The sequence below is a fragment of the Alteraurantiacibacter aestuarii genome, assembly GCF_009827405.1.
Lineage (GTDB): Bacteria > Pseudomonadota > Alphaproteobacteria > Sphingomonadales > Sphingomonadaceae > Alteraurantiacibacter > Alteraurantiacibacter aestuarii.
This window is the reverse complement of the sequence record NZ_WTYY01000003.1, coordinates 139,684-152,269: the sequence shown is the minus strand read 5'-3', so window position 1 is coordinate 152,269 and position 12,586 is coordinate 139,684. Positions and strand designations below refer to the sequence as shown.

16 protein-coding genes and 1 tRNA gene are annotated in these 12,586 nt (G+C 63.2%); 14 read left to right on the top strand and 3 right to left on the bottom strand.

Annotated elements, in window-relative coordinates:
* Nucleotides 1-129: 129 nt before the first annotated feature.
* Both GRI32_RS06100 and GRI32_RS06095 read left to right on the top strand, forming a co-directional pair.
* Nucleotides 130-204: transfer RNA gene (locus GRI32_RS06100), tRNA-Gly, on the top strand.
* Between the two features lie 73 nt (nt 205-277).
* A complete protein-coding gene (locus tag GRI32_RS06095; protein WP_160590504.1) occupies nt 278-1,102 on the top strand; it encodes an SDR family NAD(P)-dependent oxidoreductase in 825 nt (274 codons plus the stop codon).
* On the opposite strand, the gene pyk is transcribed toward GRI32_RS06095, so the two are convergent.
* Nucleotides 1,084-2,556: a pyruvate kinase gene (gene pyk, locus GRI32_RS06090; RefSeq protein WP_160590502.1), complete on the bottom strand. Its 1,473-nt coding sequence runs from the start codon at nt 2,554-2,556 to the stop codon at nt 1,084-1,086. The two genes, GRI32_RS06095 and pyk, sit on opposite strands and share 19 nt — an antisense overlap.
* A 46-nt stretch (nt 2,557-2,602) precedes the next feature.
* Here pyk and GRI32_RS06085 point away from each other — a divergent pair, with 46 nt between their 5' ends.
* The 9 genes from GRI32_RS06085 to GRI32_RS06045 all read left to right on the top strand — a co-directional run bounded on the left by GRI32_RS06085 (nt 2,603) and on the right by GRI32_RS06045 (nt 7,033).
* Nucleotides 2,603-2,914, top strand: coding sequence for a DUF1244 domain-containing protein (locus tag GRI32_RS06085; protein ID WP_160590500.1), 312 nt, complete (start codon nt 2,603-2,605; stop codon nt 2,912-2,914).
* A gap of 80 nt (nt 2,915-2,994) precedes the next feature.
* Nucleotides 2,995-3,231: a DUF2312 domain-containing protein gene (locus GRI32_RS06080; RefSeq protein WP_160590498.1), complete on the top strand. Its 237-nt coding sequence runs from the start codon at nt 2,995-2,997 to the stop codon at nt 3,229-3,231.
* 96 nt (nt 3,232-3,327) lie between these two features.
* Nucleotides 3,328-3,675 carry a heavy metal-binding domain-containing protein gene (locus GRI32_RS06075; RefSeq protein WP_202385963.1) on the top strand — a complete coding sequence of 116 codons (348 nt, stop codon included), beginning with the start codon at nt 3,328-3,330 and terminating at the stop codon, nt 3,673-3,675.
* An 88-nt stretch (nt 3,676-3,763) separates the two neighbouring features.
* Nucleotides 3,764-4,510 carry a YebC/PmpR family DNA-binding transcriptional regulator gene (locus GRI32_RS06070; protein WP_160590496.1) on the top strand — a complete coding sequence of 249 codons (747 nt, stop codon included), beginning with the start codon at nt 3,764-3,766 and terminating at the stop codon, nt 4,508-4,510.
* The gene (locus tag GRI32_RS06065; protein WP_160590494.1) at nt 4,510-4,860 is read left to right on the top strand and encodes a DUF3147 family protein; all 351 of its coding nucleotides are present in this window, start codon (nt 4,510-4,512) and stop codon (nt 4,858-4,860) included. The genes GRI32_RS06070 and GRI32_RS06065 overlap by 1 nt, the downstream gene beginning before the upstream one ends.
* A gap of 7 nt (nt 4,861-4,867) precedes the next feature.
* Nucleotides 4,868-5,350 carry a crossover junction endodeoxyribonuclease RuvC gene (ruvC, locus tag GRI32_RS06060; protein ID WP_160590492.1) on the top strand — a complete coding sequence of 161 codons (483 nt, stop codon included), beginning with the start codon at nt 4,868-4,870 and terminating at the stop codon, nt 5,348-5,350.
* Nucleotides 5,350-5,664 carry an antibiotic biosynthesis monooxygenase family protein gene (locus GRI32_RS06055; protein WP_160590490.1) on the top strand — a complete coding sequence of 105 codons (315 nt, stop codon included), beginning with the start codon at nt 5,350-5,352 and terminating at the stop codon, nt 5,662-5,664. The genes ruvC and GRI32_RS06055 overlap by 1 nt, the downstream gene beginning before the upstream one ends.
* Nucleotides 5,661-6,008, top strand: coding sequence for an arsenate reductase (locus tag GRI32_RS06050; protein ID WP_160590488.1), 348 nt, complete (start codon nt 5,661-5,663; stop codon nt 6,006-6,008). Before GRI32_RS06055 ends, GRI32_RS06050 begins: the two co-directional genes overlap by 4 nt.
* Nucleotides 5,987-7,033 (top strand): glycerophosphodiester phosphodiesterase, encoded by a 1,047-nt coding sequence (locus GRI32_RS06045; RefSeq protein ID WP_160590486.1) that lies wholly within the window; start codon nt 5,987-5,989, stop codon nt 7,031-7,033. Before GRI32_RS06050 ends, GRI32_RS06045 begins: the two co-directional genes overlap by 22 nt.
* Before the next feature lie 3 nt (nt 7,034-7,036).
* On the opposite strand, the gene ubiG is transcribed toward GRI32_RS06045, so the two are convergent.
* Nucleotides 7,037-7,774, bottom strand: a complete 738-nt coding sequence (gene ubiG, locus GRI32_RS06040; RefSeq protein WP_160590484.1) for a bifunctional 2-polyprenyl-6-hydroxyphenol methylase/3-demethylubiquinol 3-O-methyltransferase UbiG — start codon at nt 7,772-7,774, stop codon at nt 7,037-7,039.
* A gap of 77 nt (nt 7,775-7,851) precedes the next feature.
* Here ubiG and GRI32_RS06035 point away from each other — a divergent pair, with 77 nt between their 5' ends.
* Nucleotides 7,852-9,132: an aspartate kinase gene (locus GRI32_RS06035; protein WP_160590482.1), complete on the top strand. Its 1,281-nt coding sequence runs from the start codon at nt 7,852-7,854 to the stop codon at nt 9,130-9,132.
* Nucleotides 9,133-9,215: 83 nt separating this feature from the next.
* Here the strand turns inward: GRI32_RS06035 and GRI32_RS06030 are convergent, their stop codons facing one another.
* The gene (locus GRI32_RS06030; protein WP_160590480.1) at nt 9,216-9,857 is read right to left on the bottom strand and encodes a hypothetical protein; all 642 of its coding nucleotides are present in this window, start codon (nt 9,855-9,857) and stop codon (nt 9,216-9,218) included.
* 259 nt (nt 9,858-10,116) lie between these two features.
* On the opposite strand from GRI32_RS06030, the gene GRI32_RS06025 reads away from it, so the two are divergent.
* Complete coding sequence (locus tag GRI32_RS06025; protein ID WP_160590478.1) at nt 10,117-11,127, top strand: NAD(P)H-dependent flavin oxidoreductase; 1,011 nt, start codon at nt 10,117-10,119, stop codon at nt 11,125-11,127.
* Between the two features lie 48 nt (nt 11,128-11,175).
* Complete coding sequence (locus tag GRI32_RS06020) at nt 11,176-12,579, top strand: amidohydrolase family protein (RefSeq protein WP_160590476.1); 1,404 nt, start codon at nt 11,176-11,178, stop codon at nt 12,577-12,579.
* The last annotated feature ends 7 nt before the right edge of the window (nt 12,580-12,586 follow it).

Below are 12,586 nucleotides of genomic sequence, written 5' to 3'. Positions count from 1 at the left end.
TTTGTGAAGGGTGAAGGCGCGAATTGCGCTTATCCTGCCATTGCCGGCATTTGCTACTTGCAAGGGTGGGGACCCGGTGCTAACCGCGCGCCTCCCACCCGGAATCATCGTTTCGGGACGCGTCAGTGAGCGGGCGTAGCTCAGGGGTAGAGCACAACCTTGCCAAGGTTGGGGTCGGGCGTTCGAATCGCCTCGCCCGCTCCATTTTCTTTCTGCAGACACATGCTATCGACACGCGTTCGCGCGGTCTTTAGCCATGTGCGCAAAGGAGACGACGATGGGTATTCTGGCAGGACAAGTGGCATTGGTAACCGGCGCCGGGCGCGGGTTCGGACGCGCCATTGCGCAGCGGCTTGCGGCGGAAGGTGCCAGGGTGGCGCTGGCCGCGCGCTCCACCGGCCAGCTGGAGGAGGCGGCGCAGGCCATTCAATCAGCGGGCGGAGAAGCCTTGGCCTTTGCCTGCGATGTGACCGATCCCGGCAGCATCTCTGCCGCCTTGTCCGACGTTCAGGCAAGGCTCGGTCCCGTTGACCTGCTGATCTCCAATGCCGGCGTGCCCGGCCCGTTCGGGCCGCTGTGGGAAGTTGATCCGCAGGAGTGGTGGCGCGCACAGGAAATCCACATCCGTGCCCCTTTCCTGCTGATGCACGGCGTATTGCCCGGCATGGTGGAGCGCGGGCGCGGGCGGGTGATCTGCGTTTCGGCCAAGGCCGCGCGGATCGTGGCCCCGCATCTGTCCGCCTATTGCACCGGCAAGATCGCGCAGAACCGGCTGGTGGCCGAAGCTGCGGCCGAACTGGCGGGAACGGGCGTCAGCGCCTTTGCCATCGACCCCGGCTTCGTGCCCACGCAGCTGGCGCGCGAAACGATGGAGGATGCCGCAGCGCAGAAATACCTCGGCGGCATGGTCGATCGGCTGAAGGAACGGGTGGACGATCCGTCGGCGCAGGATGATCTGGCGCGTTGCGCCCGGCGCTGCCTCGACCTGGCATCGGGCCGGTATGATGACTTGTCGGGCGGCTATTATGAATTGCCCGATGATCTGGATGAGGCGCTGGCGGAAAAGCAGGCGGCTACGGCTGATCAGTCCTCTTCGGGGTGATCATTCTCATATTCGTCCAGCTCGGCGCCGCTCAGGGTCACGACATGGAGCAGGTTGGTCGCGCCTGAGTGGCCGAAGGGCACGCCCGCCATCACCGCAATGGCGCTGCCTTCCTGGCCAAAGCCATGGCGCAGGGACATGCGCTTGGCCTTGCCGATCATCTCCTCGAAACTGCCGATGTCCCTGGTCGCAATCGGATGCGCGCCCCACAGCAGGGCCACGCGCCGCGCCACTGCGACAGACGGGGTCAGCACCATCACCGGCACCGCAGGCCGTTCGCGCGCCACGCGGCGGGCGGATGATCCGGTGGAGGTGAACACGGTGATCGCAGCCAGTTCGATAGTGTCGCCCACCGTCATGCAGGCATGCGCCAGCGCATCGGCGGTGGTGGCATCGGGCGGCGTATCGAGCAGGCGCACGCGCATCTTGTAGCCTTCGTCACGCTCCACCTGGCGGGCGATGGAATCCATCATGATCACCGCTTCTTCGGGCCAGTCGCCGGCAGCGGTTTCCGCGCTCAGCATCACCACATCGGCGCCGTCATAGACCGCATTGGCCACGTCAGAGACTTCTGCGCGCGTGGGCGTGGGGCTTTCGATCATGCTTTCGAGCATTTGTGTGGCCACGATCACCGGCTTGCCGGTCAGCCGCGTGGCGTTGACGATCTTCTTCTGCAGCGGCGGCACTTCTTCGGGATTGAGCTCCACGCCCAGATCGCCGCGCGCCACCATCACCCCGTCGGACAGGGCGATAATTTCGTCCAGCCGCTTGATCGCCTGCGGTTTCTCGATCTTGGCGCACAGCGCGCCGCGCCCGCCCATCAGCTGCCGCGCTTCGCTCAGGTCCTCCGGGCGCTGCACGAACGACAGGCCGATCCAGTCCGCGCCATGCTCGATCGCGAAGTCCAGATCGCGCCGGTCCTTGGCGGTCAGCGCGGGGATGGGAATCTCCGCATCGGGCACGTTCACGCCCTTGCGATCCGATATCACTCCGCCCACTTCGGCCTGGCAGGTGATCGATGTGTCATCGACCTGCTTCACCTTCAGGCGGATCTTGCCGTCATTGATCAGCAGCCGCTGGCCCACTGCGATCACGTCGAAGATTTCCGGATGGGGCAGGCACACGCGGGAGGCATCGCCGGGCGTCTCGTCCCGGTCCAGCGTGAAGGTGGCGCCATGCGCGATCACCGCCTTGCCTTCGGCAAATTCGCCAACGCGCAGCTTTGGACCCTGCAGATCGCACAGGATGGCGATGGGGCGGTTGAATTCCTTTTCCAGCGCGCGAACGGTCTTGAAATTCTCGGCATGCACCGCGTGGTCGCCGTGGCTCATGTTGAAGCGGAAGGCGTCCGCGCCGGCGCACAGCAAGGCGCGCAGCGTATCGGGATCGCGGCTGGATGGGCCAATCGTGGCGAGAATCTTGACCTTGCGGCCACGGGGGAGGAGCTTTGCCATTGGCGGGAGTCTATGGCAGGGCAGCGCGACAAGACAAGGACGTAAAATGACCAATTCCACCGATCCGATCGATCAATTGCCCGATGATGTGGCCGCCGCTGCCTTTCGTCGGCTGGTGCGCCATCTGCGCCACCGCCACGATGCGCAGAATATCGAGCTGATGGGCCTGGCAGGCTTCTGCCGCAATTGCCTGGCGGACTGGATCCGCGATGCAGGCTTCGAAGGCGACAAGGGTGCAGTACGCGAGCTGATTCACGGCATGCCAATGGCCGAGTGGAAAGACAGGTTCCAGAGCGAGGCCACGCCTGAGCAACTGGCGCGCATGGAAGCGAGCCTGGCGAAGAACTCACAGGAATAATTCCGGCCCGGGTTCACCCCTTGGGCCAGTCTGGCTATCGCACTGCCAACTGATTCTCACATACTGTACCGGAGCACATGATGGCCGAAGCCACCGACGATCGCCTGCGCCTGCTGATAGAGCGCATTGAACGCCTTGAAGAAGAGAAGAAGGGCATCGCCGACGATATCCGCGATGTCTATGCCGAGGCAAAGGCGGTGGGTTACGATCCCAAGATCATGCGCCAGATCGTGCGCCTGCGTAAGATGAAGCCCGACGATCGCAGCGAAATGGAAATGATCCTGGATACCTACAAGGCCGCGCTGGGCCTGGGCTGAGGTCCAGCCGCCGTCAGGTCCGACTCGATTGATCCGGCTGCTGTATTATGCTAGTAATACGGCAGTTTGGAGCAATTGAGGAAGGATCAGTCACCCATGGCCGGACCCTGGAAAGACGCACGCGGCATCATCGTTACCACCACTCCCACCATTGAGGGGCGACCGATCCAGGAATATCTGGGCGTGATCACTGGCGAGGTGATCGTGGGCGCGAATATCTTCCGCGACATGTTTGCCAATATACGTGACATCGTGGGCGGGCGCTCTGGCAGTTATGAGCGCATCCTTGCCGACGCGCGCGAGCAGGCGATCCAGGAATTGCAGGCCGCCAGCGCCACGCGCGGCGGCAATGCCGTGGTCGGTGTCGATCTGGATTACGAGGTGATCGGCAAGACCGGCTCCATGCTGATGGTTTCGGTCAGCGGCACGGCGGTGCGGATCTGACACAAGGCTGGCGCTGGTCCATTGCCGCGCGCGCGCCTCTTCGCTAGGGCTGCTGCAGAAATTCCATCTCAGCAAAACAAGCGATACCATGGCAGGCCATTCCAAATTCAAGAACATCATGCACCGCAAGGGTGCGCAGGATAAGAAGCGTTCCAACCTCTTTTCCAAACTCAGCCGCGAAATCACCGTGGCGGCGAAAATGGGCATGCCCGATCCGGACATGAACCCGCGCCTGCGGCTGGCAGTCAACGCGGCCAAGGCGCAGTCCATGCCCAAGGACAATATCCAGCGCGCGATCGACAAGGCCACCGCCAGCGACGGCGAGAATTACGAGGAGGTGCGCTATGAGGGCTACGGCCCCGGCGGCAGCGCCATCATCGTGGAAGCGCTGACCGACAATCGCAACCGTACCGCCACCAACATCCGCACCGCGTTCAGCAAGAACGGCGGCAACATGGCCGCCTCTGGCGCCGTGGCCCACGGGTTTGAGCGCAAGGGCCTGATCGAATATCCGGCCAGTGCGGGCGATGAGGAAACCGTCCTGATGGCGGCGATGGAAGCGGGCGCCGACGATATCGAAAGCAGCGAAGACGGCCACACCATCTGGACCGAGATGGAGGCCCTGCACGAAGTATCCTCCAGCATGGAAAAGGCGCTGGGCGAGGCAGAGAACGTCAAGCTGGCGTGGAAGCCGAACCTGACCGTGGAACTGGACGAGAAGGACGCCGGCGTCCTGCTCAAGCTGGTCGACATGCTCGACGACGATGACGATGTGCAGACCGTGTGGGGCAATTATGAAATCTCTGACGAGATCATGGACAAGCTAGACGGCTGATGTGGAGCCTGGTCGCCAAGGCGCTGCTTGCCGGCACCATGATCGCGGCCATCGCCGAACTGGGCAAGAAGCTGCCCGCGATGGCGGCTCTGGTGGCCAGCCTGCCGCTGGTCAGCGTGCTGGGCATGATCTTCCTGTGGAGCGCGCGGCCTGACGCGGAGAACATGGCCGTCCATGCGCAGGCGACCTTCTGGTACGTGCTGCCCAGCCTGCCGATGTTCCTGCTGATCCCCATGTTGCTGCGCAGCGGCGTGCATTTCTGGATCGCGCTGGCGCTGGGCTGTGTGCTGACGGTGGGGCTTTACCTGCTGATGATGCAGATCGGTCCGAAATTCGGCCTCAGGCTGTGAAGATATCGTGATCATACTGGGGCTGGACCCGTCGCTGTCATGCACCGGCTGGGGCGTGATCCGCAGTGAGGGCAGCCGCCTTGCGCACATCGCCAATGGCCAGGTGAAAACCGATGCCAAGGCGCCGATGGCTCAGCGGCTCGCCCATCTGCAAACCGAACTGGCGCTGCTGATTGCCCAATATCTCCCGGACCGTGCCGCGGCGGAGGAGATCTACCTCAACAAGAACCCGCAAAGCACTTTGAAACTGGCGCAGGCGCGGGGCGCGGTGCTGGCGGCTTGCGGTGCGGCGGGGCTGGGCGTGAATGAACATGCCGCGCGGCTGGTGAAGAAAGCCGTGGTCGGCACAGGCGCAGCAGAAAAAGCCCAGGTGCAGGCGATGCTCAAGATATTGCTGCCCGGCGCAGTGGTGGCGGGTGCGGATGCGGCAGACGCGCTGGCGGTGGCCATCGCCGATGCGCATCTCGGGCCCAGGGAAGCTGCGCGCTGATGTTCCTCGTCGTCTTCCGCAGCCGCAAGCGCGATGGTATCGATTATGCCGCCTATGAAGCGCTGGCCGCACGGATGGTGGAACTGGCGCGCGATCAACCGGGTTACATATCCTTCAAGAGCTACACCGCCGACGATGGCGAAGTGGTCGCCATTTCCGAGTGGGCGGACGAAGCCTCGGCGCGCGGCTGGGGCCTTGTGGAGGAACACCGCGCTGCACAACAGGATGGCCGGGCGCGCTGGTATGCAGGCTATACGCTGTTTGCCTGCGCCAATCCGCGCATCCACGAATTCAGCACAGAGGATAAAGAATGACCATCCATTTCTACGGCATTCCCAATTGCGACACAGTGAAAAAGGCCCGCAAATGGCTGGACGCCAGGGGCATCGAATACGCTTTTCACGACTACAAGAAGGAAGGTGCCGACGCGGGCAAGCTGGCCGGATGGGTGGCGGCAAAGGGCGTGGACACGGTGCTCAACAGGCGCGGCACCACCTTTCGCAAGCTGCCCGAAGCAGACAAGGCCGGGATCAACGATGCCAAGGCGGTGGTGCTGATGGAGGCCAACCCTTCCATGATCAAGCGCCCGGTAGTGGAGCATGACGGCGGCCTGCTGGTCGGCTTCAACCAGATGGAATGGGAAGCGGCTTTGTCGTGAGGTGGCTGTTGGCTCTGGCCGCGCTGCTGCTTGTGCCACTGGGCGCGGGTGCACAGGACATGCTCATCATCGCCCACCGCGGTGCGAGCGGGGAGCGGCCCGAACACACGCTGGCCGCCTATGAACGCGCGATCGATCAGGGCGCCGATTATATCGAGATGGACCTGGTGCCGACGAAGGACGGCGTGCTGGTGGCGCGGCACGAGAATGAGATGTCCGGCACCACCGATGTCGGTGAGCACCCCGAATTCGCCGCGCGCCTGTCCACCCGTACAATCGACGGGGAAGAGGTGACCGGCTGGTTCACCGAGGATTTCACCCTGGCCGAATTGCAGACCCTGCGCGCGCGCGAACGCCTGCCCGAAATTCGCCGCGCCAACACGGCCTTCGATGGCTTGTATCCGGTGCCTACCTTCGCCGAGATCATCGATCTGGTGCGCGCCAAGGAGGCGGAAACGGGCCGTGCCATCGGCATTTATCCGGAGATCAAGCACCCGGCATATTTCGCCAGCATCGGCTTCGATCTGCCCGAAATGCTGGTGGAGCAACTCAGCCGCGCGGGATATCGCAGCGCAGCCGATCCGGTGTTCATCCAGAGCTTTGAAGTCACGCCGCTGGTGCGGCTGAACGCGATGACCGATCTGCGGCTGGTCCAGCTGATCGCGGCGGAAGGTGGTCCGGCGGATATTGCGGGGCGGAGCTATGCGCAGATGATCGCGCCCGATGGGCTGGCGATGATCGCCACTTATGCCGATGGAATCGGAGCGGATATTTCACTGTTGCTGGCAGCTGATAGCTATGGCCTGCCGCTGGTGCGAAATGCGCAGGCGGCCGGCCTTGCCGTGCATGGCTGGACCTTGCGCAAGGAGAACCTGTTTCTGCCCGCGCCGCTGCGCTCACCCGGGGCAGATGCGCAACCGGGCGAAATGGGCACGCTGGTCGGCCTGTTGCAAAGGGCGGGTGTGGACGGAGTATTTACCGATGATCCGGCGATCGCGGTGGATGCGCGTGTCTCGGAAAATTGAGCCTCAGGCGGTCCGCGCCGTAACAATATAGTTCAGCGCCAGATCGCCAGACAGGTGCAGCCCCTTGCTGGCGCTGAAGGCGATGCCGCGCGGCTCTCCCATCACCATTCCTGCGCCGGAGAGCAATTCTTCCAGTTCATCAGGCGTGACGAAGTCTTCCCAGTGGTGCGTGCCCTTTGGCACCGCGCCCACCGCCTCTGCCGCGCCGACCATCAGCAGGCGTGATTTCAGCGTGCGGTTGGGGGTGGACAGGATCATCAGCCCGCCGGGCGCAAGATGAGCCGCCAGCTGCGCCACAAAGGCCGGCTTGTCCGCCACATGCTCCAGCACTTCCATGCAGGTGATCAGGTCGAACTGGCCCAGACCCAGCGCGCCGAGTTCGCCGTGGCGGTAGGCAATGTTCAGGCTGGAGCCTTCTGCATGCAGCCGCGCCGCAGCGATATTTTCCGCCGCCGCGTCCACGCCGGTGACATTCGCGCCCAGCCTTGCCAGCGGCTCTGCCAGCAGCCCTGCGCCGCAGCCCACGTCCAGTGCGCTTTTGCCGGCGAGCGGCTTCACGCTGCGAATATCGCCGGCCCAGTGCAGGTCGATCGCCTCACGAATAAAGCCCAGCCGTACCGGATTCAGCTTGTGCAGCATGGCGGAGGAACCCTTCGGGTCCCACCAGTCGGCAGCCAGCTTACCGAAATGTGCCGCCTCTTGCGGGCGGATGGTTTCATTTGTGATGCTTGCACGTTTCATATCCCGCCACTAACAGCGCGCGAAGCTTCGAGCCAGACTCGATAAGGAATAACAGGGCGCCGACAGGGGAGCTTTTCTTGGCCCGTATCGTGATGAAATTTGGCGGCACATCTGTCGCCGGGACCGAACGCATTCGCCGCGTGGCCAATATCGTGCGCGCGCAGGCGGCTGCGGGCAATGAAGTGGCCGTGGTGGTTTCTGCCATGGCGGGTGAGACGGACCGGCTGGTCAACTTCTGCCGCGAGGCCAATCCGCTGTACGATCCGGCTGAATATGACGTGGTCGTATCCAGCGGCGAACAGGTGACCGCTGGCCTGCTGGCGCTGACGTTGCAGGCGATGGGCTGCAAGGCGCGCAGCTGGCTGGGCTGGCAATTGCCGGTCAACACCTTCTCCGCCCATGCCAATGCGCGGGTGGATTCGATCGATGCCGAAAAGCTGATCTCCAGCATGCAGGCAGGAGAGATCGCGGTGATCCCCGGCTTCCAGGGCGTTTCCGAAGATGGCCGCATCACCACCATGGGGCGCGGCGGATCGGATACGTCGGCAGTGGCGATTGCCGCTGCGGTCAAGGCCGATCGCTGCGATATCTATACCGATGTGGACGGGGTCTATACCACCGATCCGCGCATCGTGGCGCGCGCCCGCAAGCAGAAATACGTCACCTATGAGGAAATGCTGGAGCTTGCCTCTGTCGGCGCCAAGGTGCTGCAGACGCGCTCCGTCAGCCTCGCCATGAAACGCGGCGTGCGCGTACAGGTGCTGTCTTCCTTCGTGGATGACGGCGCGCCGCCCGCAGATACGCTTCCCGGCACCATGATCGTCTCCGAAGAGGAGATGGATGCAATATTGGAGAATTCGGACGTGGAACGCCAGACCGTTACCGGCATTGCCCATGACAAGAATGAGGCCCGCGTGGTGCTGACCCGCGTGCCAGACAGGCCCGGCGCCGTGGCAGAGATCTTCCTGCCGCTGGGCGAGGCGGGTATCAACGTGGATATGATCATCCAGAACGTGGGCCGCGACAAGGGGGAGACCGATGTCACCTTCACCGTGCCCCAGTCCGATCTGGCGCGCGCGCAGGCGCTGCTGGAGGACAAGAAGGACAAGATCGGCTTCAACCGCATCATCACTGACAGCAAGGTGGCCAAGGTGTCCGTGGTCGGCATGGGCATGAAGAGCCATGCCGGCGTTGCCGCCACCATGTTCAAGGCGCTGGCGGATCGCGGCATCAACGTGCAGGCCATCTCCACGTCGGAGATCAAGGTCAGCGTGCTGATTGACGAGGATGAGACCGAACTGGCCGTGCGCGTGCTGCACACCGCCTATGGGCTGGATGCAGAAGCTCCCGCTGGCTGAAGCAGAACGGGCCCGCCTGTGTGGCGAGCACGCTTTGCATAACAGTGTTGGGTAGCGGCTTTGCCGCTCTGGCTTGATCTGGCTTAATCGAAAGTGATGGTGAACACGCCGCAGACATTCACGTCGCGGCGTTCGATCACGCGGCCGCTGGCGGTTTCCGCCTTGAAATCGAAGCGGCAGGCGCCCGAACCATCATCCACGGTGACATTCCACTGCTGGCCGGAGGAGAGGATGCCCGATCCCAGCTTGTCATCACCCCAGTTGCCCGCGCCCACATTGCTCCAGTAGATGTAGTAGATCGTTTCCTTGGTGCCATTGACCAGCGCAACATCGCGGTTCTTGCCGTCACCCGATCCCACGCGGTCGGCTCGCACCGTTTCCAGCGTGACTTCATAGCGGTTCCACACATTGCCCAGATTGCGCACTTCCAGCTTGAACGTCTCGCACGCCACGCCATCGCGGCGATAGAGGCTGGCAAAAGTGATATCGGTAAGGTCATAATCTGAATGAACGATGCTGCCCGCCGCATTGGTGATGCTGAAATCCAGATCGGTATCGCCATCGCCGCGTACCGAGACATACACTTCGGGGTTGCAGATATTGAGGTCGATCGTCTGCGTCGAATTCGCCTCAACCCGGTAGGAATCGCTCTGCGCAAAGGCTGGCGCGGAAATGGCCAGACCGGCGGCAATCAGCATTCCGGTGAGAAAACGGACAATCTGCATGGTCGGCCCCCTTTGTCGCCTGGATCGGGAGCCGCAGTCAGGCCCCATCCGGATATCGTGAGGCAGGATATTACGGGATGCCCGCCCTGACAACTCGGCTTGCACAAGCCATTGCAAATGTGACGGCATTTGTATCAAACTGCCGACTTTCCCGGGCAACCCATGCTCCCCGGGGGCGTGCGCTTGTCGGGTGCGGCAATCGGTCCTAAAGCCGCGTGGTCCAGGGCGCCGGTGCGCCGTTATGAAAGTCTGCCCGTCCATGTCCGCATACCCCAAGACCAGCGCCCTGATGCAGCGCGGCTGCGAATTCCTTGGCAGTGAAACAGCCATATTATGCGGGGCGATGAGCTGGGTGAGTGAGCGCAATCTGGTGTCCGCAATCAGCAATGGTGGCGGCTTTGGCGTGATTGCCTGCGGGGCGATGACGCCCGACCTGCTCGATGCCGAAATCGCCGGGACCAAGGCGCTGACGGACAAGCCGTTTGGCGTGAACCTGATCACCATGCATCCGATGCTGTTCGATCTGATCGCGGTATGCGCGCGGCACAAGGTCAGCCATGTCGTGCTCGCAGGCGGCATTCCGCCCAAGGGCAGTGTGGAGGCGATCAAGGCGTTTGGCGGCAAGGTCATCGTCTTTGCGCCCACGCTGGCGCTGGCCAAGAAACTGCTGCGCAGCGGCGCCGATGCGCTGGTGATCGAAGGGATGGAGGCAGGCGGCCATATCGGTCCCGTCGCCACCAGCGTACTGGCGCAGGAATTCCTGCCTGAGCTCAGCGCCGATCATCTGGTGTTCGTTGCCGGCGGGATCGGGCGTGGCGACATGATCGCATCCTATCTGGAAATGGGCGCGGCAGGCGTGCAGCTGGGCACCCGCTTTGCCTGCGCGACAGAGAGCATTGCCCATGAGAATTTCAAGAAGGCCTTCTTCCGCGGCAAGGCCCGCGATGCGGAGGCCAGCGTGCAGGTCGATCCGCGCCTGCCGGTGATCCCGGTGCGCGCCCTGAAGAATAAGGGCACCGAGGAGTTTACCGCCAAGCAGCGCGAAGTCGCGCAATTGCTGGATGAAGGCAAGGTGGACATGGGCGAGGCACAATTGCAGATTGAACATTTCTGGGCAGGCGCACTGCGCCGCGCGGTGATCGATGGCGATGTCGAGAATGGCAGCCTTATGGCGGGCCAGAGCGTCGGCATGGTGACAAAGGAAGAGCCTTGCGCCGAGATCATCGCCAGCCTGATGCAGGAGAGCGAGGCCGCGCTGGAGCGGCGCTGATCCTCGCTGGAAAGGGGACTTGTGAAGATCGGGGTGTATGGACGAAAGTTGACACGTAAACTGGCACTGGTTTCAGAACTGGCTTTGGCACTGGCGGTACTCGCTGCACCTGCGGCGGCGCAGGATTTTGTGCTGATTGACAATATCGGCCCCGATGCCGGTTCCATCCTGATTGAAGACGGCACAATCGTATTCAACGGCCCGTCTGATGGCCTCCCCCCGCATCAGACCCCGACCACACGCATCGATGCCCGTGGGCTGCATCTGCTGCCCGGGCTCATCGACATGCACGTCCATGTCTGGAGCGAGGCGGGACTGGGAGCTTATCTTGCGCACGGCGTCACCACTGTGCGCAACCTTTCGGGCATGCCGTTCCACCTGAGGATGGCCGAAGCAGTGGAGGCCGGACAGCTCACCGGCCCGCACCTGTTCACCAGCGGGCCCATTCTCAACTCGCCCGGTCCGAATGCGCAGATCAACCACCAGATCGTGCTGACCCGTGAAGATGGCCGCGAGGCTGTTCGGGCGCAGGCTGAGGCGGGCTACACGCGCATCAAGACGTACTCAAACCTGACCGCCGATGCCTGGCACGGCGTGCTGGAAGAAGCACAGGCGCGCGGCATGGCCCTGACCGGCCATACGCCCGAAGGGGAGCGGCTGGAGGGCATCCCGCATGAGCGGCCTTTCCAGATTCCGTTCGCCGATATTCTGGACGCCGAGTGGGAAACCATCGAGCATGTCGAATCGATCTATTTCCACGGCCTGTCGGATCAGTGGGACGATCAGGCGGCCCGCGCACTGGCAGAACGCATCGCCTCCGCCGGAACACCCGTCACGCCCACGCTCGTGGCGCATCGCAACCTCGTCAATGTCGCCGTTACGCGCGGAGAGTTCGCCCAGCGTCCGGGAATGGAATGGCTCAATCCGGTAACGCAGGCGTTGCAAGCGCCGGTGATCGAATTCTGGGCCGGACAGGACCCGGCCTTCGAAAGCGAGCGGGCGGATCACTATGCCAATTTCACCGCCATGTTGCGCGATGCGGGTGTGTTGCTGGTGGCGGGCAGCGATGCCGGCATCTTCACCAATATTCCCGGCGCCTCGCTGCTGGATGAGCTGGAACTGCTGGTCGATGCCGGGCTGACGCCGGATCAGGCCATCGCCAGCGCCACCAGCAATGCCGCGCTGGCTTTGGGCGAGCAGGGGCGGCTTGGCTGCCTTGACGCAGGTTGCCTGGCGGACGTCGTCTTCTACCTCTGCGACCCCATCGCCGACATGGCCTGCCTCAGGGAACCTGCCGGGCTGATCCGCGCAGGCCGATGGTACGATGAGGCGGGCCTTGCTGCTTTGCGCGCAGGGGCCGCCGATCACGATGTGGAGCAGGTCCTCGCCGATCTGATGGCCGGTATGGAAGCACAGGGGACGCCGCTCGATCCCGCAGTATTGGGGATGTAAACGCATT

Bases quoted from the DNA above. Each gene is read 5' to 3' on its own strand.
- GRI32_RS06095 (WP_160590504.1), top strand. From the start codon at position 278: ATGGGTATTCTGGCAGGACAAGTGGCATTGGTAACCGGCGCCGGGCGC.
- pyk (WP_160590502.1), bottom strand. From the start codon at position 2,556: ATGGCAAAGCTCCTCCCCCGTGGCCGCAAGGTCAAGATTCTCGCCACG.
- GRI32_RS06085 (WP_160590500.1), top strand. From the start codon at position 2,603: ATGACCAATTCCACCGATCCGATCGATCAATTGCCCGATGATGTGGCC.
- GRI32_RS06080 (WP_160590498.1), top strand. From the start codon at position 2,995: ATGGCCGAAGCCACCGACGATCGCCTGCGCCTGCTGATAGAGCGCATT.
- GRI32_RS06075 (WP_202385963.1), top strand. From the start codon at position 3,328: ATGGCCGGACCCTGGAAAGACGCACGCGGCATCATCGTTACCACCACT.
- GRI32_RS06070 (WP_160590496.1), top strand. From the start codon at position 3,764: ATGGCAGGCCATTCCAAATTCAAGAACATCATGCACCGCAAGGGTGCG.
- GRI32_RS06065 (WP_160590494.1), top strand. From the start codon at position 4,510: ATGTGGAGCCTGGTCGCCAAGGCGCTGCTTGCCGGCACCATGATCGCG.
- GRI32_RS06055 (WP_160590490.1), top strand. From the start codon at position 5,350: ATGTTCCTCGTCGTCTTCCGCAGCCGCAAGCGCGATGGTATCGATTAT.
- GRI32_RS06050 (WP_160590488.1), top strand. From the start codon at position 5,661: ATGACCATCCATTTCTACGGCATTCCCAATTGCGACACAGTGAAAAAG.
- GRI32_RS06045 (WP_160590486.1), top strand. From the start codon at position 5,987: ATGGGAAGCGGCTTTGTCGTGAGGTGGCTGTTGGCTCTGGCCGCGCTG.
- ubiG (WP_160590484.1), bottom strand. From the start codon at position 7,774: ATGAAACGTGCAAGCATCACAAATGAAACCATCCGCCCGCAAGAGGCG.
- GRI32_RS06030 (WP_160590480.1), bottom strand. From the start codon at position 9,857: ATGCAGATTGTCCGTTTTCTCACCGGAATGCTGATTGCCGCCGGTCTG.
- GRI32_RS06025 (WP_160590478.1), top strand. From the start codon at position 10,117: ATGTCCGCATACCCCAAGACCAGCGCCCTGATGCAGCGCGGCTGCGAA.